Consider the following 23,673-nt stretch of genomic DNA (forward strand, 5'->3'; position numbering starts at 1 on the left):
TCAGTCGGAGACGATCGCCGAACGACGCAGGTCGCGGGCGCGCGTGAGAATAATGTCCTCAAGCTTCTGCACCGTTGCCGCCTTGACCGGCGCGTCGATCCACTGGCCGCCCTGGTTCATCTGCCGCTGTGCGGCGACGCGAAGCGCATCGGCACGCAGATCCTGGTCGAGGATCGTCACCGTCACTTTCATCCGCTCGCTCGGCACATTCGGATTGACGTACCAGTCGGTCACGATAACGCCACCGTTCGAATCGGTCTGCAGCAGCGGCATGAAGCTCAGCGTGTCGAGGCTCGCACGCCACAAATAGCTGTTCACCCCGATCGTCGTCGTCTGCGACGCGGCGATATCGGCGCGGGGACGGTCGTTGCCGCCTCCGCATGCCGCCGTCACGCACAGCAGCGGCACCAGAATCGCAAGGCTAAGGGGGCGGTTCATCGGCAACATCCCAACACGAAAATCCATGGAAACGCCTCTATAGGAGCTGGTGCGCATGCCGCAAGCATCGCGCGATGTGGACAGTGTGCAACAGTTGCCCCGAAAAACGATTCCCCGGTGGAACCATTCGCCGCAATCATGGTAACAATGTGGTGGAAACGGAGTCGGAAATGTCACGCAAGCGCTGGATGTCGGGAATTGGTCTGGGGGCAGCCGCTGCCGCCGGGCTCGCCGTGTCCGCGCTGCACGCCGAGGAAAAGGGCTTCGAGGCCGCAACGGCGCCCAGCTTTGTCGCCTCGGCCGTCGATCTGGACATGTTTACGCCGGCCGCCGCCGATCCGCGTCTCGCGCAGCTGGTACGGAGCGGCAGTGTCGGCACGCGTGGCATGCAATTCACGCCATCCGAAACCCGCGGATCGAACAGCGTGGCTTCGCGCGCCGCGGCCAGCATCGGCGACAAGCTGACCGGCTCACCGATCAAGTCGACTTCGGTTAACGTCGCTCCGATCGAATATGATCTGGCCCGCACAGTCGGCTGGAAACATGCTGCTGCGACGGGGAGCGTGACACAGCTCGAACTGGTCTCGCCGACAGCCGACGCGCAGCCAGTCGATACCGGCTCGAGCTACGTGCCGTCGAGCCGCCCGAGCCGCGTCCGCGCCGCCGCGCCTTCAGCTACGCCTGCCGGCGCCGCGAAGCTGGTCGATGGTGTATCGGACTATTCGATCGACGTCGGTGGTTCCTATTCGGTTACGCGCAACCTCGATGTTCGCGCCGGCATCCGGTACGAGGCCGATGGCGATCGCAATCGGTTGCCGACGTCGCTGACCGAGGACCAGCAGGATCGCCAGGCCGTCTATATCGGCACTGCCTTCCGCTTCTGATCGCCGCGCCAGGCGTCGATTCCCGCCCATCGATAAATGCCGAGTGCGCGCAAACCGCGGGCGCGCCGTTCATTCATGCCGCCAAGCGCAATCACCGGCATCGGCATGTCGCGAATCAGCAACCCCGTCCGCACGCGTCCCAATGCGGCGGCGCCGGGATGCGAGCGCGTCGGAAAGACGGGCGACACGAACACCGCGTCGGCGCCCGCACGCATCGCGGCCACCGCCTCGCGCCGATCATGCACCGCAACGGTCCGTATCCCCTGCCGTCGCCGCGGCAGATCGCCATGAACGCCGTCCGCCTTGCGTCCCATCCGGGCCGGGCCGGCGACGATCAGCAGCAGCCGGCGGCGCCGCGCCACCGCCGCGACGCGCGCGAAGAGCCTTCGCCGCGCGGCGGGCGGCACGTCATAGTGCCGGAAAACCACACCCGATCCGCGCGGCAGCCGTTCGAGCGCCTGCCAGAGCGAATCGCCCATCCGCGCGTCGGTCATCAGCCATAGCTTGGGAATCGGGGGCTGGCGGCGCTGCATGCGCCCTCCTATAGCGGCGCGCATGCAATCCGACGATGCCCCTGCCCGGCTCGCGGCGGTTACCGACCGTATCGCGCGTGCCGAATCGCTTGCCGGCCGCCCGGCCGGCTCGACCACGCTGATCGCCGTATCGAAGATGCACGAGGCCGATGCGATTCGCCCGCTGATCGCCGCAGGCCAGCGGATCTTTGGCGAGAACCGGGTGCAGGAAGCCGCTGCGAAATGGCCCCGACTGCGTGAGGAGACGCCCGGGATCGCGTTACATCTCGTCGGCCAGCTGCAATCGAACAAGGCAGACGATGCCGTTGCGCTGTTCGACGCGATCCACTCGGTCGACCGCAGTTCTCTGGTGACCGCACTTGCCAAGGAAATGGACAAGGCGGGCAGGCGCCCAGCCTGCTTCCTTCAGGTCAATATCGGCGACGAGCCGCAAAAGGGCGGGTGCGACGTTGCTAGCCTCGCCGCCTTGCTCGCCGAAGCACGCACGGCGGAGTTGCCGGTCGCGGGATTGATGTGCGTACCGCCGCAGGAAGTGGAACCGGCGCCCTATTTCGCCTTGCTGGCAAAGCTCGCGCGAGATCATGGGCTCGATGCGCTCAGCATGGGCATGTCGGCCGATTTCGAAACCGCCGTCACCCTGGGTGCTACACATGTCCGGGTCGGTACCGCACTGTTCGGGGAACGGGCATGAAGTTCGATGCGATCATCTTCGATTTCGACGGGGTGCTGCTCGAAAGCGAATATTCGGGCAACGCGCATATCGCCGAATATCTGACCGGCATCGGCCATCCGACTTCGCCCGAGGATTCGATGGCGAATTTCATGGGACTGGCGGGGCCGGAATTCCTCTCGGCGCTAGAAAATTGGATCGGTGGGCCGCTGCCCGAGGATTTCCATCCGGCGCGCGAGGCGGAGAATCGACGGGTGATGGCCGAAGGCATCGATCCGGTGGCGGGCGCGATCGCCTTCGTCCGCGGCCTTCCGCGCGATATTCCCCGTGCCATCGCATCTTCGAGCGCGACCGAGTGGATCGCCACGCATCTCGATCATCTCGGCATCCGCGATGCGTTCGACCCGCATCTCTACAGCGGCAAGGAGCATGTCGCGCGCGGTAAGCCCGCGCCCGACCTCTATCTCCACGCCGCCGACGCGATCGGCGCTGACATCCGCCGCACGGTGATTCTCGAGGATTCGCCGGTCGGCGCCAAGGGCGCGGTCGCGTCGGGCGCGCATGTCATCGGACTGTGCGCGGGAAGCCATTGCGGCCCCGGCCATGCCGATCGCCTCCGCGACCTTGGCGTTCATGACGTGGCCGCCGATTTCAGCGACGTGGCGCGACTGATTTCCTAAAGTTCGTGGCCGCTGCGGTCGCGCTTGGTGTCGAGATAGCGTTCATTGTGCGGATTGGCCGCGATCCTCAGGGGTACCCGCTCGACGACCCCGATCCCGGCCTTGCGCAGCCCGGCGACTTTTTCGGGATTGTTGGTGAGTAGCCTTACCTGTTCGATTCCCATCAACCGCAGCATCCGCGCGGCGACATCATAGTCGCGGTCGTCGGCGCCGAATCCGATATGGAAATTGGCGTCGACCGTGTCGTATCCGCGTCCCTGCAGCGCATAGGCGCGCATCTTGTTCGCAAGCCCGATCTTGCGCCCTTCCTGCCGCAGATAGAGGACGACACCACCGCCGGCTTCGAGAATGGTCTGCTTCGCCGCCGCGAGCTGCGGCCCGCAATCACAGCGCAGCGATCCGAAGACATCGCCCGTCAGGCATTCCGAATGGAGCCGTACAAGCGTCGGCTGGCTGAAATCGGGATCGCCGAGGATCAGCGCGACATGGACCTCGGCACCCGCCGCGCCGGCAAAGGCCATCAGCCGGGCGCCTTCATCATCGTGGATTGGCAATTCGGCCCCGGCGATGATCCGCAGGGTTTCGGGTGCCGAATAGTGCAGAATGTCGCCGGCGGAAACGCGCGGCCCTTCGGTGGCGGTCGCGGGTCGGACCAGTAAAGCGGGTAACAGCTCGGCGGTCTTGGCGAGGCGCATGGCGGCATGGGCGACGGTTGCGGGGCCGGGCTCGGCGAGGCGCAGCCGCGGCAGCGCAACCGATGCGTCGAGCAGCGGATTGGCCACAGCGCGAGCAATGTCGAGCGTCATCGGCCCTTCCGTCGTGACGCTGACGGCATCGCCTTCGATATCTTCGAGACCGGCCTTCAACGCTGCCATGCGATCGCGTGAGGCAAGCAGTTCGACTTCGCCGCCATCGGCAAAGGCATCGAAGACCCTGGGACTCGCCAGCTCCACAGCGATGCAGGCCAGCGCCGCCTCCCCGTCCTCGATGATCACGGCACGTCCGCGCCGCAGCATCGCAAGCGCCGAATCGATCGCATCGGCGTAGATCAAAACGCAAACTCCGTGACGATAGGCACATGGTCTGAGGGTTTGAGCCAGCTGCGGCAGGGCTCGTGCACCTTATGGCCTGTGGCCGCCCTGGCGACCCCGGGGCTCGCCCACATATGATCGAGCCGCCGCCCGCGATCCGACGCCGTCCAGTCCTTGGCGCGGTAGCTCCACCATGTGTAGCAGCGCTCGGGCGCAGGAATGAACTTGCGGCCGAGATCGACCCAGTCATGCGCGGCCTGCAACCTGCCCAGCGTTTCGACTTCGATCGGCGTGTGGCTGACGACATCGAGCAGCTGCCTGTGGCTCCACACATCGCATTCGAGCGGCGCGATGTTGAAATCGCCGACCAGGATCGTCGGGATGTCGAGCCCCTCCGACCAACGTGTCATGCGCTCGAGAAAGTCGAGCTTCTGGCCGAATTTGGGGTTTTTCTCGCGGTCGGGGATGTCGCCTCCGGCGGGGACATAGACATTTTCGAGCCTTATGCCGTTTTCCAGTTTCACGCCGACATGTCGTGCCTCGCCATTGGCTTGCCAGTCGAGCCGGTCGTCGGCTTCGAGCGGCACCTTGCTCAGGATAGCGACGCCATGATGCATCCGCTGGCCGTTGATGACGATATGCTCATAGCCGAGCGCGCGCAGCGGGGCGTGCGGGAAATCGGCGTCCATCACCTTGGTTTCCTGGAGGCATAATATGTCGGGCGCCTCTTCGGTGAGAAAGCGTTCGACGATCGGCATGCGAAAGCGGACCGAATTGATGTTCCAGGAAGCGATCTTGAGCGTGTCGGACATTGTGGGGGATGTAGCCATCGCCCCGCCCGAGCGCCAGTGGGCCGGTGCCGTACCTGACTCAGCATATCTGAATCAGATTCGAAAACGAAAAGGCCCCCGCTCCGGGGGCAAAAGGAGCGAGGGCCGACCTAGCGTTCGTCACGCAGGCGGGATGGGAGACACTTTCGGGCAACAGGGGGAAAAATCCCGATCGCGAACCCCATCCGCAACCACGCTTGTAAACGTCCGAAGCTGTCGCTCAGATGAACGAATCCCGGCGTCAGGGGCGTCCGCCGCGCCGCGGATCGTTCCAGCGGAACGTTCTGTCCGACACCGGGACATTCGTCCGCTGATCGGACAGGCGAATCGTCGTGCGGTTGTTCTGCGAATCGAGCGCGACCCAGCCCTGCAGCATCAACCCGCCCGGCGCCGAACCATCTTTTTGAAAGATCAGCGTTATCCGCCCATATTCGGGATGATCGGGATCATGCACTTCGATCGAGACGATGCGCGGATCGCGCGTCGGCACCGACCGGGCGAACTTGCCGATATCGCGATCGGGATCGAGCAGCACCGCCAGCGGCGAATTGCCGATCGGCCAGCGCTCGACCTGACGCACCTGATAATCGATGAAATAGAGCGAACTGCCGTCGGCCACGATCAGCTGCGGCACGCCGCGCTCATACTGGAAACGGATCTTGCCGGGGCGCTTGAGCGACATGGTACCGGTCAGCACACGGCCGTTGCGGTCAATCTGCTGAAACTCGGCGACCATCGAATCGACGCTGCGCAAATGGCGTTCCACCTGGTCGACGGCGCTGTCCTGCACCGGCGCGGCGGAAATCAGCACTGGTGCGGCCAGCGCGGCGGCGAAAATCATGCGCGACAAGGAAAATTCCTCTCTCGTTCGACTGGTGCGCCGAAATGGCAGCGCGGGATTGAACGCGCCCTGAACCTTTCGGCGAGCGCTTCGATCCCCGATGCGCCCTTACAGCGGCCGGCCCTCGGTATCCATCAATACGTCGCGACGGCCGACATGGTCGGGCTTGGACACCAGCCCCTCGCGCTCCATCCGCTCGATCAGGCGCGCGGCGCTGTTGTAACCGATGCGCATTTGCCGCTGCAGCCATGACGTCGACGCCTTCTGGCTTTCCGCGACAAGCTGACAGGCCTGGCGGAATTGCTGCGCTTCGGGGCTGTCGTCGCCGCCCGGTGCGCCGTCTAGCGCGAAGCCGCCGTCTTCGGGCTCTTCGGTTACCGCCTGGATATAGTCGGGCTGGCCCTGCGAACGCCAATGATCGGCGACTGCCTGTACTTCGTCGTCCGAAACGAAGGGACCGTGGACGCGGACGATCTGCTTGCCGCCGGGCATATAGAGCATGTCGCCCTTGCCGAGCAGCTGTTCGGCGCCTTGTTCGCCCAGGATCGTGCGCGAATCGATCTTCGACGTGACGTGGAAGCTGATGCGCGTCGGCAGATTGGCCTTGATCACACCGGTGATGACGTCGACCGAGGGGCGCTGCGTCGCCATGATCAGGTGGATGCCCGCCGCACGCGCCTTTTGCGCGAGGCGCTGGATCAGGAATTCGACTTCCTTGCCCGCCTGCATCATCAGGTCGGCGAGCTCGTCGACGATCACCACGATCTGCGGCAGCGGGGTGAGGTCGAGCGCTTCCTCCTCGTATATCGGCTGGCCGGTATCCTGATCATAGCCGGTCTGCACGCGGCGACCGAGCTTCTGCCCCTTGGCTCTGGCGGTGCGCACCTTGTCGTTGAAGCTCGCCAGGCTGCGGACGTTTACCGACGCCATCATGCGATAGCGCTCCTCCATCTGCTCGACTGCCCATTTCAGCGCGCGTACGGCCTTGGCGGGCTCGGTCACGACGTCGGCGAGGAGGTGCGGGATATCCTTGTACATGCTGAGTTCCAGCATCTTCGGATCGATCATGATCATTCGGCACTGATCGGGGGTAAGCCGGTAGAGCAGCGACAGGATCATGCAGTTGAGGCCGACCGACTTGCCCGAGCCGGTGGTGCCCGCGACCAGCAGATGCGGCATCGGCGCGAGATCGGCGACGACGGGATCGCCCGCGATATTCTTGCCGAGCACGATGGGAAGCGAGGCATTGGGCGCCTCGAACGCCTCGCTGGCGATCAGTTCGTGGAGATTGACCGATTCGCGTTTTGCGTTGGGCAGTTCGATCCCGATCACGCTTCGTCCGGGAATGGTCGCGACGCGCGCGGAGATCGCGCTCATGTTGCGCGCGATATCGTCGGCAAGCTGGATGACGCGGCTCGCCTTGATCCCACTCGCCGGTTCGAGCTCGTACATGGTGACTACCGGGCCGGGGCGGACCTCGACGATCGAACCCTTGACGTGAAAGTCCTCGAGCACGCTTTCGAGCAGCCGCGCATTGCGTTCGAGCGCCGCCTTGTCGATCGCCGCATTGCCGTTTTCGGAAGGCGCCGCCAGCAGTTCGATCGACGGCAGCCGGAAGCTGTCGGGGAAGGCGAGCTGCGTCTGTGCCGGCTTGGTGCGTGCAGGCGAAGGTGAGACATTGCGATCGGCAATGACCGGAGCGGGCCGGTTCTCCGGTACCGCCACCTTGCGCGGCGCCGGCTTTGCCGCGGGCTCCCGCTCCGGTGCGGGTTCGGGGGCGGCGACCGGTTCGCGTGGTGCGCGCGGTTCCCGGCGCGGCAATCGCAATCCGCCTTCGGGAAGGCTCAGTTCGAGCGCGCGGGCCCACCAGACTACGCCCGCCACGCCGCAGACCAGCCCGATCACGCTGCCGATCCAGAATTCGGCGTTCGGCTCTCCGATGAAGGAAAGCGCCCAGCGGACGACACCCGAAATGGCGAGGCCGAGCGTACCGCCCCATCCCCCGGACAGCTGCTGCACCGACCCGCTCGATACGAACGAGAGCGCCGTGCCCATCAGAACCACGCCGATAGTCGCGCCGCGCAACATCTTCGGCCAACCGGCAATCGACCGGTCGCGCCACAGGCGATTGGCGATGATAAGCCCTACCGGAGTCAGCAGCACCATCGGCAATCCGCCGATCGCGAGCAGCAGATCGGCGATCCAGGCGCCGGGCATGCCGAGCAGATTGCGTACCGGCCCGCCAGCGGCCGTGTTCGCCGAAGGATCGGAGGGGTGATAGCTCGCCAGCGCCAGGATCAGCGCGATCATCGCGAGGAATAGCAATGTCCCCGCGATCAGCGCGCCGCTGCGCCGCGCGCCCGCTTTCACCGTGTCGCGCAGCGCCGGGGGCTGGGCTCGGGTGGCCATGCCTGAAACTCCGAATTTTTCGCTATCTGGATGGTGGAACATCGCGCGAACCGAGACCGCCGTCAAGGCGGCGGGCCGCCCCCTGCGGCATTGCCGTTTGCGCTGCAAGCGCCTACCCAAAGCGGCATGAACCGGGCAGATGTTCTAATCCTTGGCGGCGGGCTGGTCGGCAGCGCGCTCGCGACCGCGCTCGACGCGCATGGCCTAACCGCGATTGTCGTCGACATCGCCGATCCCGACGTGATCCTCGCTGCCGAATTCGATGGCCGCGCCTCGGCAGTCGCCAGTGCGCCGCACCGGATGCTCGAAGCGATCGGCGTCGGCGATCGGCTGGCGGGCAAGGGCTGCCCGATCGAAAGCATCCGCGTTTCGGACGGCCTTGATCCGGGTAAGCTCGATTTCGATGCGGGCGCGGATGAAGCGGCGCTCGGCGTGATGTACGAAAACCGCCTGTTGCGCACCGCGCTCTACGAGGCTGCCAGAGCGGCTCCCAATGTCGACCTGCGGATGAAGACGCGTGCAGTGACGGTCGAACGGGGCGATCATGGCGTCACTGCGACGCTCGATTCGGGCGATACCGTCCATGCCTCGCTGCTGATCGCCGCCGAGGGCCGCAATTCGCCGACGCGCGAGGCGGCGGGAATCAAGTCTGCGCGCTGGCAATATGATCACACCGCCTTGGTCACTTCGATCCATCACAAAGTGCCGCACGGCAATGTCGCCTTCGAGATCTTCTATCCGCAGGGCCCGTTCGCGCTGCTGCCGCTCAACGATGATGCGCAGGGCCATCGCTCGGCGATCGTCTGGTCGGTGAAGCGGCATGAGGCACCCGGGCTGCTCAAATTGTCCGACCGCGGCTTCCTTGCCGAAATCGACAAGAAGACCGGTGGCTTCCTTGGGCGTCTCGGCCCGCTCGGCCGCCGGTCGAGCTATCCGCTCGGTTTCCACCATGCCGCGCAGATCGTCGATCACCGGCTCGCGCTGGTCGGCGATTCGGCGCACGGCATCCATCCAATCGCGGGCCAGGGCGTCAATGTCGGCTTCCGCGACGTCGCCGCGCTGGTCGAAGTGCTGGTCGATGGCAAGCGCCTCGGGCTCGACATGGGCGATCCCGCGCTGCTCGAACGCTATCAGCGCTGGCGGGCGCTCGACACCTTCATGGTCGCGCTGGCGACCGACGGGCTGACGCACCTGTTCGGCGTGCCGGGTAAGACCGCCTCGCGCATCCGCCGTTTCGGGCTCAATCTGGTCGACCGCGTCGGCCCGCTCAAGGACGGCTTCATGGCCGAAGCGCGCGGCGAAAGCGGATCGGTGCCGAAATTGCTGCAGGGGATGCCTGCCTGACCTGACGGAGAGTGCGCGACATGATGGTTCTTTCCATTCTCGCAGCGCTGGCTGCACCGCAAGCCGCCGATCCGCTCGCACCCGCCCGCGAGGGCAAGATGCAATGCTATGCTCCCGATATCGCGGCGAAGACGTGCAAGGCGCTGGCGGGATACGAACTTCAGCCCGACGGCAGCTACGCGAACACCGCGCTCGTGTTGCTGGGCATTTCGCCGGTGATCACGATGGAAACGGTCACTGACGTCATCGTTCGCGACGATGCGGTGTGCGGATACACGACCGAGGACGATCTGCGCACCGCAACGATCAGAGTCGATGGTGCGCCGATGACGGGCGCCCCCGCCGATTCGTTTCGCGATCAGCTGGTTTCGGCAATGTCGTCAGCGATCGGACCGGAAATCTGTACGCGCTATTTGCCCGATGGCGACCGGCTGCGCACGGAAATCACCTATGACGGCGAAGTGGGTGCCGACACTGCGATACCGGTGATCTGGGTCTCGCCCGAGGATGGGTATCGCGTCGCGCCGTGACACGCACTCGCGTTACTGCAGCGTTGCGCTGTCGTCGCCGTCGTGGCGCCCGTAAAACTGCATCAGCTGCGTGAGCAGGTCGGCGCGTGCCGACAGGTCGGGTGATTCGAGCAGCGCCTGTTTCGATGCCGCGTCGAACGGCGCGATCTGGGCGACGCCGTTGACCAGCGATTCATCGTCGAGCCGCGATACCGCCGCCCAATCGACAGCATAGCCCTGCGCCTCGGCGAAACGCCGCGATTCGCGTTCGAGCGATGCGCGCTCTCCCATCGACAGGATCTCGCTGGGGCCCACGGTTTCCAGCTCCGCCTCGACCTGACGAAACGGTGTCGCGACATCCAGCTCACGCAGCACGGTGAAGCGCGCCAGTCCTTCGAGCACGATGTCGTAGCGGCCGTCCTCATGCGCCTCGACATCGGCGATTCGCCCGATACAGCCGATGTCGAACAGGCCGGGCGGCTCATCGTCGTTGCGCGGCTGAATCATGCCGATCCGGCGATCGCGTGCCAGCGAATCGGCCACCATCGCGCGATAGCGCGGCTCGAAGATGTGCAGCGGCAAGTGCATCCGGGGGAAGAGTATCGCCCCGGCCAGAGGAAAGACGGAAATCCGCGTGCTCATCCGAACAGGATGGCGGAAAGTTTCCGGCGCTGCGCCGAAACCCAGGGGTCTTCCAGCCCGACCACTTCGAACAGCTTGAGCAGCCGTTCGCGCGCGGCGCCTTCATTCCACGCCTTGTCCTCGGCGATCATCGCCAGCAGCATGTCCGCCGCGCCTTCGCGGTCGCCCGCGGCCATCAGCCCGCCGGCAAGCTCGTAGCGCTTTTCCATGTTGGAAGGATCGGCTTCGACTTCGGCACGAAGCCCCGCCAGATCGTCGACCGGCGCGGTCTCGGTGGCGAGCGTTAGCGCGGCGCGCGCGCGCTCGACTTCGGGCGCCTTTGCGGTATCCTCGGGCAGCGAATCGAGTGCCGCCTGCGCTTCCTCGGTCCGCCCGAGCTGGACCAGCGCGCGGGCGAGCCCCGCGGTCACCACCGGATGGCCCGGCGCCATGTCGGCAAGCTGGGTGTAAATGGTCAGCGCGCGCTCGGCGTCGCCCTGCCCCAGCACTTCCTCGGCCATCGCCAGCAGCGGTTCGAGCTCGGCTTCGGCATCGCCCGCCTCGCTCTGGATCGGCAACTGCTGCAGGATCTCATCGAGCATCTGGCGATACTGGCTTTCGCTGCGCACCTGGCTCAGATCGGCGACCGGTTGGCCCTGGAACATCGCATAGACAGTCGGGATCGACCGCACCTGGAATTGCGAGGCGATGAACTGATTCTTGTCGACGTCGATCTTGGCGAGGATCACGCCCTTGTCGGCATAGTCGGCGGCGATCTTTTCGAGCACCGGCGAGAGCTGCTTGCACGGGCCGCACCATTCGGCCCAGAAATCGACCAGCACCAGCTTCGTCATCGACGGTTCGACGACGTCGCGGCGAAATGCCTCGACGGCTTCGCGTTCGCTGGGCGATAAGGCGGACATACCAGGCGTGGCCAAGACGCGCTCCCTTGATTGGTCGGTTGCGGAATCGAGCGCCCTATGTGGGGGTTCGACGCTCCTGCGCCAAGCCTTTTCACGCAATGCGCAAACAGGGCTTGCCGAGTGCAAAAGGCGGTGCTAGGAGCCGCCGCCTTGCCCCGGCCCGCAACAATCCTGCGCGGGCCGATTCGACGCCAGAGCGGGCGTAGCTCAGGGGTAGAGCACAACCTTGCCAAGGTTGGGGTCGAGGGTTCGAATCCCTTCGCCCGCTCCAGGTTTTTTCCTATAAATCAGTGAGTTAGCGGCCTGCGAGCCGCTTTTTCATTGGAGACAAGGGTTACGGCGAGGGTCGTTGTCTCCATAATGTCTCCACAAAATTACCAAGATAGGGTCGCCTCTGGCGTTGGATGGCGTGGCTTCCCATTATCCGCTACGCAGGCATCCGCCGCATTCGAGCGACCTCCGAAGCTGGAGACAACAGCTGGAGCCGCTGGAGACAATGGCTCGTTTTTGGAGACAATCCTGAGCCCTCTTCGTCGCCTCACCGCTTCGCTTCCCTGCTCTGGATAAGCATCAGATCGAGCGCGGCACCGAACCGTAGCTGTCGGAGGAGAGGCTAACGGCGGGCGATAGTGTGCTGCTCCGTCGGTTCTTTGTTGAGAATGGTTCGCAACTAGCGTATCGTTGCCCCAAAGGCAGGGGAGAACGCACCAAGGAGAGCGACGCCATGACCGCCCGGCAGAACCGATCCATGATGACCAGCCTGCCGGCCGTCGCCACCATGTTGCTCGCCCTCATCCTGATTGTGCTCGCCGTTCTTCGCTGGCGCGACAATGGCTGGGGCGCGCTGGTCTGGCTGATCGTGTTCATCGCCATGTGTGCGATCCGCACGCCGCACTCCCTGCGCAACCGTGCCAATCTCGTGATCGAGGCCCGCAAGGACACGACCGAAATCGTCCTGCTGGCGGCCATGTTCGTGACGATGATGGTGCTGCCGCTGCTCCAACTCGCCACTGGCCTGTTCGCCTTTGCCGACTATCCGCTGCCTGAATGGGTGACCTGGATCGGCGCGCTCGCGCAGATCCCCTTCCTCTGGCTGTTCTGGCGAAGCCATGCCGATCTCGGCCGCAACTGGAGCCCCGGCCTGGAGGTGCGCGAGGACCATGCCCTCGTCACCAACGGCATTTATGGGCACATCCGCCATCCCATGTATGCAGCCATCTGGGTCTCGGCGCTGGCCCAACCGCTGCTGATTCACAACTGGATCGCCGGCGTTCTCGTCGTCCCCGCCTTCGCCGCCATGTGGTTCATTCGCGTGCCCAACGAAGAAGCGATGATGCGCACCCGCTTCGGCGACGCCTGGGATGCCTATTGCACCCATGCCGGCCGGCTGCTCCCGAGGCGCGCGCCATGACGATGCACGCACCTATTTCCCAAAGCCAAAGGGCTTCCAATTCCGGCGCGCTGGTGACGGCCGCGGCCCGTTGCTGGCGCCGCGCGCGCGATGGCGGCGCGCCGGTCCAGCAATCGCTCTACGCCATGCTGGCGCCGAACGACTGCGGGCTGCTCGCGCCCGTGTTCGACAGTCTGATGACGCTGTGCGAAGCCGCACTCGGGCGCAAGATCGCCGTCGGCAGCATTTTCCTGTCCCAGGACGAGCTTTTGCTGCTCGGCCTGCTCGATGGATCGCGCCAACGCCATGCCTGCATCGCCTGCGCCGAAGGCGCGGCGTCCGCGCTCGACTGCGCCATCTGCTCGACCCGGATCATGATGGCCCTGGTCATGGGACGTGCGCTGCCATGACTGTCATCGACACCATCGGCGCGCTCGAAGGCATAATCGGCAAGACGCCGCCGCCCATGCACCTCAAGATCATCGACCACCTCGACCCCGGCGCGTTACGCTGGATCGCACAATCGCCGTTGATGTTCGCCGGCGTCGGCGACGGAGCGGGCGTCACCGTCACGCTGGCGGGCGATGCGCCGGGCTTCGCCAACGGCGATAGCCGCGAACTGCGCGTGCCGGCCGCATCGCTCGACGATTCCGCCCTGATGCGGCCGGGTGCGGCATTCGGTTCGCTGTTCCTGCTGCCCGGCATCGGCGAGACGCTGCGCGTCAACGGGCGCGTCGCCGCGGTCGAGACCGATCATGTCCACATCGCCGTGGAGGAATGTTACGGCCATTGCGCCAAGGCGCTCATCCGCTCCGAGCTATGGGCGGCGCAGCCGGTGCAGGCGCCGGGCGATGCGGCCGCCTTCGTCGCGGCCAGCCGCTTTCTCGCGCTGGCGACAGTCAGTGCGCAAGACCGGGCCGATCTCAGCCCCAAGGGCGATCCGGCCGGCTGCATGGCCCAGCTCGACGGCGACGTGCTGTGGTTCGCCGACCGGCCCGGCAACCGGCGCGTGGACAGCTTCCGCAACATCGTCGAGCAACCGCAACTGGCCCTCGCGCTGCTGGTTCCGGGCGCGAGCCGCGTCGGACTCGTGCGCGGTCAGACCCAGCTCACCACCGATCCGGCCGCGCGGGAGCGTTTCACCGTGCAGGACAAGACGCCGCTGCTGGCGATCCGCGTCGCGGTTGATACGATTGTGCTGCGCGACAGTCCGGCGCTGACACACGCGAACCTGTGGCCGGTCCATGCGACCAGCGACATCGACCCGACCAGGCTGTTCGTCGAGCATATCAAGCTCAACAAGGCGGGCGGCGTCGGCGCGGCGCTGGCGCGCGCCAGCCTCTCGGTGCCCGGCGTGACCGGGTTGCTCAAGAAGGGCCTGGACAAGGACTATAAGGAGAATCTCTATTAGCGATCCCCTTTCTTCTGACGCTCCGGCGCAGCCCCGGCCGGGTCCGGTCACGCGCACCTTGCTGCGCTGGCTGATGCGACCGGCGCGCGTCGTCGCCGTCGAACCGCTCTCGCCCCATTTCCGGCTGATCGACCTTGAGGGCGACGCACTCAAGGACGTGACCTGGGCGCTCGGCCAGAAGGTGCAGGTCGCGATGGGTTCGGGCCTTGCCGCGCGGACCTACACGCCGATGTCGTGGGACGCCGATCGCGGCGCGACGCGGCTGCTCGCTTTCGCGCATGGCGACGGTCCCGGCAGCCGCTGGACCACCGGCCTTCAGGTCGGCGACACCTGCCAGTTCTTCGGCCCACGCCGTTCGCTCGACCTGTCCGGGCTCGGCCGGCCGGTCATGCTGTTCGGCGATGAGACATCCTTCGGCCTGGCCGCGTCGCTGCGCGAAAGCCCGCAAGGGGGCGATGCGCGTTTCGTGTTCGAGGTGTCAGACGCCGGCGAATCCCGGCCGGTGCTGGCGGCGTTCGGACTGGGCGATGCCATCGTCGTCGAACGCGCCGCCGATGATACGCATCTCGCCGAAGCGGAGGACAGGCTGGTTGGCCATGTCGCGGCCGGCGGCGATTTCATCCTCACCGGCAAGGCGCCGTCGATCCAGCGGGTCAGCCGCGCCTTGAAGGCCGCTGGAATCGGATCGGCGAGGCTCAAGGCCAAAGCCTATTGGGCGCCCGGCAAGACCGGTCTCGATTGAGCCGGAGACCGGCGATGGGCAAATATGATGCGCTGGGCGCGTTCCTGAGACGATGGCGGGTCCGTAACGACGCGGAGGGCGTCGAGCTGGGTTTCGCGCATATAGAGAATATCATCGGCGGCCTCTTGCCGCACGGTGCGGCCGAGCCGGAATGGTGGTGCGTGAACGGGCGCGCTGATCGCAATGCTCCGCATCGCCGCGCCTGGCTGGAGGCCGGGTTCGAGGCGATTGCCGAGCCGAGGGCCGAACGAGTCTATTTCCGAAAGCGCAGCACTGATTGACTCCGGCTCGGCGCCTAATGCGTTCGTGGGCTGAAGAACTATTCGGCAGGATGCGGTGCGAGCGCCTCGATGATCCGACAGTCGGCGACCGTGCCGCCGCGGCAAGAGCCGATCACCTCGGCCAGCTCCCGCCGCAGCGCCGTCAGGTCCGCGATCTTGCGCTCGACCTCGGCCAGATGATCGCGCGCCAGTGCATCGACCGTGGCGCAATCGCGTGTGCGATCGTCGGAGAGCGACAGCAGCGCCCGCACCTGATCGAGCGGGAAGCCGAGATCGCGGGCGCGGCGGATGAAGGATAGCCGGCCCAGTTCCGTCTCGCCGTAGGCGCGGTAGTTGCCGGCAGTGCGCAACGGTTTAGGAAGAAGGCTGATCCGCTCATAGTATCGGATCGTCTCGACCTTGGTGTCCGTCGCCTTGCCCAGCTCGCCGATGGTGAGCGCCATGCCTTGACCCTGTAGTTGCTACAGGGTGCATATAGCCGGTCACGTCGAACGAATCGAGGTGACGGATATGGCGGGCGGATGCTGCGGCGGCTGCGAGATGCCACTGACGAGAGACGAAGCATGGCGGCGGGTGCTGTGGATCGCGCTCGCCATCAATGCCAGCATGTTCGTGGTCGAGATCGCGGCCGGCGTGGCGGCCCACTCCGCCGCGCTCAAGGCTGATGCACTCGATTTCCTCGGCGATTCCGCCAACTACGCGATCAGCCTCGGCGTCGCCGGCCTGATGCTGCGCTGGCGCGCGCGGGCTGCGCTACTCAAGGGCGCCACGCTGCTCCTGCTCGGCCTATGGGTGTTGGGAAGCACCGTATGGATGGCGCTCACCGGAACTCTGCCACAAGCCGAGACTATGGGTGTGATCGGCGTGCTGGCGCTACTCGCCAATCTTGTCTGCGCCGTCATGTTGTGGCGGCACCGCGAGGGCGATGCCAACCGCCGATCGGTATGGATATGCTCGCGCAACGACGCGATCGGCAATGTCGCCGTGGTCGCCGCGGCGCTCGGCGTGTTCGGCACCGGCACGGCCTGGCCGGACATAGCCGTTGCCGCCATCCTTGCCGCCCTCGGTGTCAGCGGTGGTTGGCAGATCATCCGGCAGGCGCGCTCGGAACTGCGTGGGATCTCAAGCGACCTTCACGGCGAACTCGTTGCCTCGCCCTTCGTCGAGCGGAAGCGACTGTGAGATGTAACCGTTAGCGGGAGCGCGGACATAATCCACATAGTCCGTCGCAAAGGCATTTTCCGCCAGGACCACCGCGCCGGCCTTCAACCGCGGTTCGATCAGCTTGAGCACCGGCAGATAAAGCGACCAGGCGCCGTCGATCAGCGCCAGATCGACCCCGCCGCCAACATCCTTGAGCGTTTCGAGGGCGTCGCCCTCCCGAATGTCCACCACGTCGGAGAGGCCGGCAGCGTCGAGATGCGCGCGTGCCCGAGCCGCCTTGGCAGGTTCCAGCTCGGAACCGATAAGCTGCCCACCGCCATTGTCGCGCAGCGCGGCGGCGAGATAGATGGTAGAGATTCCCATCGACGTGCCGAATTCCACGATCCGCGTCGCCTTGCAGGTCCGCGCAATCGCATAGAGGAAGCGGCCGTAGCCGGGCGTCACCGACAGGAAATGTTCGGCATGGCCGCGATAGACGGCCCGGTAATCGGCGCGTTCGTCGGCGATCATCTGCTTGGCGGCCTGCTCGATCGAACCGCCGGAAGCCTCGATCTCGGCCATCATCTTCTGGATGAAGGGGCCGTCCGCTGTCTCTGCTTCCTGATGAAGCTGGTCCAGGAGTTTGGCGACACCCCCGTTGCTCAATGTGTTCATGCTATCTTCCTTGGCGCTTGTGAGGCTCACCGGCCTCGACTGATGGAAGACAGAGGAATACAGGGAACCCGAATTGGCGTCATTCCGAAGGACGGACAGAATGTTATCCAATCTCGCCATAGCGGGCGATGGCTGACCTATGCCGCTCCTGACCGAACTTTCCTTGGGGGACGACTGGATCGACCCGGACGATGTGCCCAGGTCGGTCATCACCTACGGCTTCGTGTCCAGGGATTTCGTTGGGATCGAACTGGAACCCCACCGGCACGCGAAAAGCCAGATCATGCTTGTCCAGCGCGGCGCGTTGAGCTGCGAAGTGGAAGGCGGGCTGTGGGTCGTGCCACCGCGCAGCGCGGTGTGGATACCCGGCGGGACGCTTCACTCGATCAGGATGACCGGCGCGCTGGAGGGCTATAACGCGTTCATCGCGCCGGACATGGACGCACGCCTGCCCGCTGCCTGTTGCGCGGTCGCGGTGACGCCGCTGCTGCGCGAACTCCTGCTCCGCACCGCCAACCTGCCGCTTTTCTACGAAGAAGGCGGCGCGAACTCGCGGCTGATGGCGGTGCTGCTCGATGAACTTGCCGTCGCAAAGGTCGAGGATTTGCACCTGCCGATGCCGACCGATCCGCGCCTTCGCAAGATCATCGACCTGATGATGGCCTCGCCCGCAGATCGGGGAACGCTCGATGCCTGGGCCGACAAAGCGGGCCTGAGCGCGCGGACGTTGGGGCGGCTGATAAGCCGGGAGACGGGTATGAGCTTTGGACGCTGGCGCCAGCAGCTCGGCGTGATCCTCGCAGTTAAATGGCTGGCTGGCGGCGCCTCGATCCAGCAGGTCGCGGCCGACCTCGGTTACGAGAGCGTGCCCAGCTTCGTGACCATGTTTCGCAAGGTGCTCGGCACCTCGCCGGGCCGTTACATGGCCGAACGTCATTCGGGCCGACCTTGAAGCGGGCAAGCCCGCCACATTTGCGGTTTCCGGTTGAAGGTTTGGCGCCTGCACCAGGCTGAACGCGGCGAAGGTGCGTTTCAGAAGAAGGCCAGGTTGGGGGAAGCCTCCCCCTGAGCGGGAGCCCTTGGGTCTCCCGCTACCCCCTCTGCGGGGACACCCCGCAACGCCCCGAGAGTGAGAGTCCGCCCGGTCGGCCGTGACGGGCTTACGAGGCAGAGGGAGTGGCCCCTGCCGGCCCGTCGCGGAGACACGCGATGGCGCCTTCCACCGCCGCGGCCCGCGCCGACAATGATCCGGCGGGCCTCATCACCCTCGGCCAGTCCCCAGACCGCGATCGGGTCCGATTGCGCGTGCTCAGCCTGGGCGCGGGCGTCCAATCCACCACCCTGGCGTTGATGGCCGCCCACGGCGAGGTCGGGCCGATGCCCGACTGCGCCATCTTCGCCGACACCGGCTGGGAGCCCCGCGCCGTGCGCGAGCATCTCGCCTGGCTCATGTCGCCGAACGTGCTGCCATTCCCGGTGCATGTCGTCTCGGCCGGCGACATCCATGCCGATCTGCTGCGCGCCGGCAGCGGCGAACGCTGGGCCTCGATTCCGGCCTTCACCCGCACGGCGAAGCGCGGCCGTATCGAAGTCGGGATGATCCGGCGTCAATGCACCAAGGACTACAAGATCGTTCCGATCCGCCGGAAGGTCCGCGCGCTCGCCGGCCTGACCCGCCGCCGCTCGCCCGACCATGCGATCGTCGAGCAATGGATCGGCATCTCGCTCGACGAACTGATGCGGATGAAGCCGTCCTTCGAGGCATGGCAGGTCAATCGCTGGCCGCTGATCGAGCAGCGCATGTCGCGCCACGACTGCCTGCGCTGGCTCGAACGGCACGACTATCCGATCCCGCCCAAGAGCGCCTGCGTCGGCTGTCCCTTCCACTCCGATATGCGCTGGCGCGAGATCCGCGACCACGATCCCGAAGCCTGGGCGGAAGCGGTCGCGGTCGATCGCGCGATCCGCACCGGCCTGCGCGGCATCCGGGGCCGCGTCTATCTGCATCGCTCGGCCGTGCCGCTCGACCAGGCCGACCTCAGCACGCCGGCCGATCGGGGCCAACTCGATCTGTGGGCCAACGAATGTGAGGGCATGTGCGGCGTGTAACGGCGGCCATGCGGATAGAGAGAGTGAGAGGGGGGCCTTCGGGTTCGTGACGGGCTGGATAGCCGAGAGAGTGTCTCGCGGCGGCCCGTCATGGAGTAACCGACATGGCAAAAGCTGCCCCCAAGATCGTCCTCAGCCCGTCGCGGGATATTCCCTTCGACAAGTTGATCCTGTCCCAATCCAACGTCCGCCGGGTCAAGAACGGCGTGACGATCGAGAACCTCGCCGACAGCATCGCGCGGCGTAGCCTGCTGCACGGCCTCAATGTCCGGCCCCAGCTCGACGAAGACGGCAACGAGACCGGCTTCTTCGAGGTGCCCGCCGGCGGCCGCCGCTACAGCGCGCTGGCGACCCTCGTGAAGCGCAAGCGGATGGCCAAGGATGCGCTGGTGCCTTGCGTCGTCAAGGCGGCCAACGATCCCGTCCTGGCCGAGGAGGATTCGCTTGCGGAAAACAGCGAGCGCGAGCCGCTCCATCCGCTCGACGAGTTTCACGGCATGAAGGTGCTGATCGACAAGGGCGAATGCGAGGAGGCCATCGCCGCGCACTTCCGCGTCACCCCCGCCGTGGTGCGCCAGCGCCTCAAGCTCGCCTCGGTCTCGCCCAAGCTGCACGAGGTCTATGTCGCCGGCGACATGACGCTCGATCAGCTCATGGCCTTCACGGTCAGCGACGATCATGCCCGCCAGGAGCAGCTCTGGAAGCAGCTCGATCACAGCATCAACAGGTCGCCCAGCTTCATCCGCGACAAACTGACCGAGGACATGGTTTCGGTGTCTGACGCCCGCGTGCGGTTCGTCGGTCTGGACGCCTACCTCTCGGCCGGCGGCGTGGCGCCGATGCGCGACCTGTTCGAGCCCGACGATGGCGGCTGGCTGAGCGATCCCGCCTTGCTCGATCGCCTGGTCGCCGAGAAGCTCGACGCCGAGGCGGACAAGATCAAGGCTGAAGGCTGGAAGTGGGTCGAGGCGCTGGTCGATCTGCCCTATGGCTATGACGAGGACTGCCGGGCGATCGAGGCCATCCAGGAGCCGCCGACCGAGGCGGACGAAGCTCGCATCGCCGAACTGCGCGCCGAAGCCGACGCCCTGGAAGACGAATGGGCGGGCAAGGGCGACATTCCGGGCGAGGTCGATGCGCGCGTGAGCGCCATCGACGTGGAGTTGGCCACGCTGTCGCGCGGTCGGTTCACTTACGACGCGCAAGAGCAGGCCCGCGCGGGCGTGTTCGTCGGCCTCGAAGCCGATGGCACGCTCTATATCGACCGCGGCTATGTGCGGCCGGAGGATGAGCCCGCCGAGGAAACCGACGACACCGCCGAGGACGAGGGCGCGTCCGTGTCCGAAGTGTCCGGCGATGAACCGGGCGGCGGAGCCTTGCAGCCTGTCGCGCCAGTCTCCGATGGGACGGCCGATCCCGCTTCGTCCGCGAGTGGCGACGATGACGATGATGACGTCATCAAGCCGCTGCCGGATCGGCTGGTGGCCGAGTTGACCGCCACCCGGACGGTCGCCCTGCAGGACGCCTTCGCGCAGAACCCGGCGGTCGCCTTCGCCGCCGTGCTGCACGCGATGGTGCTGACCACCTTCTATCAGGTCCGCACCGAGAGTTGCCTGGAGCTGTCGGTCAGCCGCGTCTATTTCCCGTTCCAGGCGCCGGGCCTGCGGGAAAGCGCGGCGGCGCGGGCGATGGACGAGCGCCATGCCGGTTGGAAAGCGCGGTTGCCCAAGTCCGATAAGGATGCCTGGGACGCGATCCAGCAGCTCGACGGCGCTGACCAGGCTGCCCTGTTCGCCCATTGCGCAGCCTATGCGGTCAACGCCCAATGGGAGCCGGTTCCCAAGCATGGCGGCGGCCGCATCTCGGCGCATGGCGTCGCGCGGCGCATCCAGCACGCCAATGTCGTCGCCCGCGCGGTCGGGTTCGACATGGTGGCGACGGGCTGGCGGCCGACGGTCGAGAATTATCTCGGCCGTGTCACCAAGCCGCGCATCCTCGAAGCCGTCGCCGAAGGCACGGAGCCGCAGAAGGCCGGCCTGATCGACCATCTGAAGAAGGGCGACATGGCCCGCGAAGCCGAGCGGCTTCTGGCCGACGCCGGCTGGCTTCCCGAGCCGCTGCGGATGCCGGACGCAGAACCCGTGCTGCCCGTCGCGCAGACGGCGGGCGACGAGGACGGCGAGGCGCTTCCCGCCTTCCTCGGTGAGGATGACGACGACGAAGACGAGCAGGACTCGGCCTACGCCGTCGCAGCGGAATAGCCGCATCTGGGCGGGGCGGTTTCGGCCGCTCCGCCCTTTTCCGTTGTCACCACCACTAGGCCCGGCCGAGCGCCGGGCTTTTTCGCATGGCCGCCGGGCCGCTTCAGGCCGGGCCGCTTCACCCTCAACACAGGAGAATCCCCATGAAGATCGACGACATCGCACTGGCGGACGCCGATGCCCTCGCACCCATTCTGCTCGCCGCGATTCAGCGTCTCGGGCAGCTCGGCCGCTCGGGCGCCGTCGCGCTGGCGCGGCAGGTCGAAGACGGCGATGCCGATTTTGACGAGGCCGCTGGCTGGATCGAAGAAATCGCGGCCGGGACGCTCACGGACTGAGCCGCGCGCCGCCGGTCCCGTCCTGGGACCGGCGGCCAGAGCGCGAGGAAGACCGGGGTCGGGTGAGCCTGCCGGATTGAGAGAGAGCGCCGGACGGCTCGAACCTTTCCCGCTCTCCCGGAGAACACCCATGTCCACGATTTCAAATCTGCCCGCGGCCGCTCCTTCGACGGTGCTTGACGGCCATGCCGTGGTCGCTTCCGTCCCGCTCGGCACATTGCTGCGCTTCTTCGACGGCACGCCGCGGCCGCCCGAGCGGTTCCGGCGCAAGCTCTCCGCCTGGAAGAACCGCAATGACACGGGCCGTCTGGTCGAAAAGTCGCAAGCTCGCACGCTCGGCGCCACGCCGTTTCCGGCGACCTTCACCCTTCACCTCGCCAATTACGGCTCGGCCGGCACGATCGTCATGGTCGTGAATCGGGGCTTTCAGGCCACGACCGATCTACGCTTCGAGATTCTCGAACGTCCCGCGCCCGGCATGGTGCGCGTGCTCTCGCGACGTAACGGCCGGGTCGAACTGCACCGCCTCACATCCGACATGGCCGAGGCCGAGGCATGGATGGCGAAGAACCGCTATTGCGATCCCATCGCCGAGATCGTCGGTGAAGATGAAGCCGGCCCAGCCCCGGTCGGGAGGGCGGCATGAACGCCGCCGCTCCAATCCAGGCCATTTATGGCCGCACAGCCGATGGCGATCTGGCGGCGATGGTCGGCGACAATGCCTATCTCGCCCTTCCGGTCGCGGATGGTCTTCGTCTCTGGAGCGGTTGGCGGATCGACCGTCCAATCGCCGAGTGGCGGCGGGCCGACTTCTCCGGCTTTGGCGACGCCATCGCCGACGAAGCGGCGTTTCGGGTTCTCGTCGAGGAACAGGTTGCGCATCGGCGCGAGATCATCGCGCTCGATCGGCAGCATCGCGCGTCCGACCGCTGGAGCCCCTGGGGCGCATCGCAGGCTGGTTCGGTCTATGCCGAGGGCGTCGTCTTCCATGTCACCGCCAGCCACGGCGGCTTCAAACTTGATGACGCGCGCAACGCGGCCATGCCCGCCACGCTGCGCATCGAAAGCGGCTGGTATGAGGAAGATTGCGATTGGGCGATGGTCGCGTTCGGCTTTCCCGAATTGTTCACCGCCTATGAGCGCCGCGTCGCCGAGAAGACCCTGCGCGACACCTATCCCGAACGCTGGGAAGCCGTCCACGGGCGGCCCCTTGCGCCGGGCGAGTCCTTCTCGAACGATCGTCGCCTGTTCGAGGAGGCGCACGCTCACGATTGGATCGTCATCTCGGCGAGCTTGTCCGCCAGCACGCCGGGTTTCGTGAAATGTGTCGCGGCGCTCGGCGGAAAGCGGGACCGGCGGCCCTATCGCGGGTTTCTCGTCCCCAAGGCCGAATACCACGCCGGCCCGCATGGCTTCGTGATCGACGAGGCCCGGCATCAGAGCTGGGCGCTGCCGACAGCCCCCGACGCTTGATCCGCGCCTAAGCCCGTCCCCGCGCCTTGGCCGGGGGCGGGCTCTTTTTTTGCCCGCTGCTGGAGGACTTGATTTCACCGGCGCAGGCCAAGCGGCAGGCCGCAGCCGTTCGGCCATGCGGTGTCCCGAGAGAGTGA

Annotated in this window: 27 protein-coding genes and 1 tRNA gene; 18 read left to right on the top strand and 10 right to left on the bottom strand. The window is 66.0% G+C overall.

Annotated features, from left to right (window positions below):
• The gene (locus tag G5C33_RS01250; protein WP_206518609.1) at positions 1-438 is read right to left on the bottom strand and encodes a DUF3576 domain-containing protein; all 438 of its coding nucleotides are present in this window, start codon (positions 436-438) and stop codon (positions 1-3) included.
• 170 nt (positions 439-608) lie between these two features.
• On the opposite strand from G5C33_RS01250, the gene G5C33_RS01255 reads away from it, so the two are divergent.
• A complete protein-coding gene (locus G5C33_RS01255) occupies positions 609-1,322 on the top strand; it encodes a hypothetical protein (RefSeq protein WP_165325550.1) in 714 nt (237 codons plus the stop codon).
• Here the strand turns inward: G5C33_RS01255 and G5C33_RS01260 are convergent.
• Positions 1,295-1,855 (bottom strand): thiamine phosphate synthase, encoded by a 561-nt coding sequence (locus tag G5C33_RS01260; RefSeq protein WP_228275154.1) that lies wholly within the window; start codon positions 1,853-1,855, stop codon positions 1,295-1,297. The genes G5C33_RS01255 and G5C33_RS01260 overlap by 28 nt on opposite strands.
• Before the next feature lie 22 nt (positions 1,856-1,877).
• Between G5C33_RS01260 and G5C33_RS01265 the strand changes: the two genes are divergently transcribed.
• Positions 1,878-2,546 (top strand): YggS family pyridoxal phosphate-dependent enzyme, encoded by a 669-nt coding sequence (locus G5C33_RS01265; RefSeq protein WP_165325551.1) that lies wholly within the window; start codon positions 1,878-1,880, stop codon positions 2,544-2,546.
• Entirely contained in the window at positions 2,543-3,205 is a 663-nt protein-coding gene (locus G5C33_RS01270) for an HAD family hydrolase (RefSeq protein ID WP_165325552.1), read from the top strand. Before G5C33_RS01265 ends, G5C33_RS01270 begins: the two co-directional genes overlap by 4 nt.
• On the opposite strand, the gene ribA is transcribed toward G5C33_RS01270, so the two are convergent.
• The 4 genes from ribA to G5C33_RS01290 form a co-directional block, all read right to left on the bottom strand.
• A complete protein-coding gene (gene ribA, locus G5C33_RS01275) occupies positions 3,202-4,257 on the bottom strand; it encodes a GTP cyclohydrolase II (RefSeq protein WP_228275155.1) in 1,056 nt (351 codons plus the stop codon). The genes G5C33_RS01270 and ribA overlap by 4 nt on opposite strands.
• Complete coding sequence (locus tag G5C33_RS01280; protein WP_165325553.1) at positions 4,254-5,048, bottom strand: exodeoxyribonuclease III; 795 nt, start codon at positions 5,046-5,048, stop codon at positions 4,254-4,256. The genes ribA and G5C33_RS01280 overlap by 4 nt, the downstream gene beginning before the upstream one ends.
• Positions 5,049-5,307: 259 nt before the next feature.
• On the bottom strand, positions 5,308-5,907 hold the full coding sequence (locus G5C33_RS01285; protein ID WP_165328643.1) for a LolA family protein: 600 nt from the start codon (positions 5,905-5,907) through the stop codon (positions 5,308-5,310).
• A gap of 108 nt (positions 5,908-6,015) precedes the next feature.
• Positions 6,016-8,316, bottom strand: a complete 2,301-nt coding sequence (locus tag G5C33_RS01290; protein WP_165325554.1) for a DNA translocase FtsK — start codon at positions 8,314-8,316, stop codon at positions 6,016-6,018.
• A 126-nt stretch (positions 8,317-8,442) separates the two neighbouring features.
• Between G5C33_RS01290 and G5C33_RS01295 the strand changes: the two genes are divergently transcribed.
• Complete coding sequence (locus tag G5C33_RS01295) at positions 8,443-9,660, top strand: UbiH/UbiF/VisC/COQ6 family ubiquinone biosynthesis hydroxylase (protein WP_165325555.1); 1,218 nt, start codon at positions 8,443-8,445, stop codon at positions 9,658-9,660.
• 20 nt (positions 9,661-9,680) lie between these two features.
• The gene (locus G5C33_RS01300; RefSeq protein WP_165325556.1) at positions 9,681-10,190 is read left to right on the top strand and encodes a hypothetical protein; all 510 of its coding nucleotides are present in this window, start codon (positions 9,681-9,683) and stop codon (positions 10,188-10,190) included.
• Positions 10,191-10,202: 12 nt separating this feature from the next.
• Here G5C33_RS01300 and G5C33_RS01305 read toward each other — a convergent pair whose 3' ends face one another.
• Together G5C33_RS01305 and G5C33_RS01310 are read right to left on the bottom strand one after the other, a co-directional pair.
• Positions 10,203-10,811 (bottom strand): LON peptidase substrate-binding domain-containing protein, encoded by a 609-nt coding sequence (locus tag G5C33_RS01305; protein WP_165325557.1) that lies wholly within the window; start codon positions 10,809-10,811, stop codon positions 10,203-10,205.
• A complete protein-coding gene (locus G5C33_RS01310) occupies positions 10,808-11,713 on the bottom strand; it encodes a tetratricopeptide repeat protein (protein ID WP_165328644.1) in 906 nt (301 codons plus the stop codon). The genes G5C33_RS01305 and G5C33_RS01310 overlap by 4 nt, the downstream gene beginning before the upstream one ends.
• Before the next feature lie 196 nt (positions 11,714-11,909).
• Here G5C33_RS01310 and G5C33_RS01315 point away from each other — a divergent pair.
• The 6 genes from G5C33_RS01315 (at position 11,910) to G5C33_RS01340 (ending at position 15,537) form a co-directional block, all read left to right on the top strand.
• Positions 11,910-11,984, top strand: a tRNA-Gly gene (locus G5C33_RS01315).
• A gap of 453 nt (positions 11,985-12,437) precedes the next feature.
• A complete protein-coding gene (locus G5C33_RS01320; RefSeq protein WP_206518610.1) occupies positions 12,438-13,124 on the top strand; it encodes a protein-S-isoprenylcysteine O-methyltransferase in 687 nt (228 codons plus the stop codon).
• A complete protein-coding gene (locus tag G5C33_RS01325) occupies positions 13,121-13,513 on the top strand; it encodes a hypothetical protein (protein WP_165325558.1) in 393 nt (130 codons plus the stop codon). Before G5C33_RS01320 ends, G5C33_RS01325 begins: the two co-directional genes overlap by 4 nt.
• Positions 13,510-14,514, top strand: coding sequence for a pyridoxamine 5'-phosphate oxidase family protein (locus G5C33_RS01330; RefSeq protein WP_165325559.1), 1,005 nt, complete (start codon positions 13,510-13,512; stop codon positions 14,512-14,514). Before G5C33_RS01325 ends, G5C33_RS01330 begins: the two co-directional genes overlap by 4 nt.
• A gap of 73 nt (positions 14,515-14,587) precedes the next feature.
• Entirely contained in the window at positions 14,588-15,256 is a 669-nt protein-coding gene (locus G5C33_RS01335) for a siderophore-interacting protein (RefSeq protein ID WP_165325560.1), read from the top strand.
• 14 nt (positions 15,257-15,270) lie between these two features.
• A complete protein-coding gene (locus G5C33_RS01340) occupies positions 15,271-15,537 on the top strand; it encodes a DUF7662 domain-containing protein (RefSeq protein WP_165325561.1) in 267 nt (88 codons plus the stop codon).
• Between the two features lie 38 nt (positions 15,538-15,575).
• Here the strand turns inward: G5C33_RS01340 and G5C33_RS01345 are convergent, their stop codons facing one another.
• Positions 15,576-15,980, bottom strand: coding sequence for a MerR family transcriptional regulator (locus G5C33_RS01345; RefSeq protein ID WP_165325562.1), 405 nt, complete (start codon positions 15,978-15,980; stop codon positions 15,576-15,578).
• A gap of 67 nt (positions 15,981-16,047) precedes the next feature.
• Here G5C33_RS01345 and G5C33_RS01350 point away from each other — a divergent pair, with 67 nt between their 5' ends.
• The gene (locus G5C33_RS01350; RefSeq protein ID WP_165325563.1) at positions 16,048-16,719 is read left to right on the top strand and encodes a cation transporter; all 672 of its coding nucleotides are present in this window, start codon (positions 16,048-16,050) and stop codon (positions 16,717-16,719) included.
• Here G5C33_RS01350 and G5C33_RS01355 read toward each other — a convergent pair.
• A complete protein-coding gene (locus G5C33_RS01355) occupies positions 16,660-17,355 on the bottom strand; it encodes an O-methyltransferase (RefSeq protein ID WP_165325564.1) in 696 nt (231 codons plus the stop codon). The genes G5C33_RS01350 and G5C33_RS01355 overlap by 60 nt on opposite strands.
• Positions 17,356-17,494: 139 nt before the next feature.
• Here G5C33_RS01355 and G5C33_RS01360 point away from each other — a divergent pair, with 139 nt between their 5' ends.
• From G5C33_RS01360 to G5C33_RS01385, 6 genes are all read left to right on the top strand, one after another.
• Positions 17,495-18,307, top strand: a complete 813-nt coding sequence (locus tag G5C33_RS01360) for an AraC family transcriptional regulator (RefSeq protein WP_165325565.1) — start codon at positions 17,495-17,497, stop codon at positions 18,305-18,307.
• A gap of 257 nt (positions 18,308-18,564) precedes the next feature.
• Positions 18,565-19,464: an adenine nucleotide alpha hydrolase family protein gene (locus tag G5C33_RS01365; RefSeq protein ID WP_228275156.1), complete on the top strand. Its 900-nt coding sequence runs from the start codon at positions 18,565-18,567 to the stop codon at positions 19,462-19,464.
• Between the two features lie 104 nt (positions 19,465-19,568).
• A complete protein-coding gene (locus G5C33_RS01370; RefSeq protein ID WP_165325566.1) occupies positions 19,569-21,725 on the top strand; it encodes a ParB/RepB/Spo0J family partition protein in 2,157 nt (718 codons plus the stop codon).
• A 143-nt stretch (positions 21,726-21,868) separates the two neighbouring features.
• Positions 21,869-22,063: a hypothetical protein gene (locus G5C33_RS01375; RefSeq protein WP_165325567.1), complete on the top strand. Its 195-nt coding sequence runs from the start codon at positions 21,869-21,871 to the stop codon at positions 22,061-22,063.
• A 130-nt stretch (positions 22,064-22,193) separates the two neighbouring features.
• Positions 22,194-22,709: a hypothetical protein gene (locus G5C33_RS01380; RefSeq protein ID WP_228275157.1), complete on the top strand. Its 516-nt coding sequence runs from the start codon at positions 22,194-22,196 to the stop codon at positions 22,707-22,709.
• Positions 22,706-23,536 (top strand): DUF7007 domain-containing protein, encoded by an 831-nt coding sequence (locus tag G5C33_RS01385; protein WP_165325568.1) that lies wholly within the window; start codon positions 22,706-22,708, stop codon positions 23,534-23,536. Before G5C33_RS01380 ends, G5C33_RS01385 begins: the two co-directional genes overlap by 4 nt.
• Positions 23,537-23,673: the final 137 nt, after the last annotated feature.

Origin of the sequence: Sphingosinithalassobacter tenebrarum, from assembly GCF_011057975.1 — a bacterium.
GTDB lineage: Bacteria > Pseudomonadota > Alphaproteobacteria > Sphingomonadales > Sphingomonadaceae > Sphingomonas > Sphingomonas tenebrarum.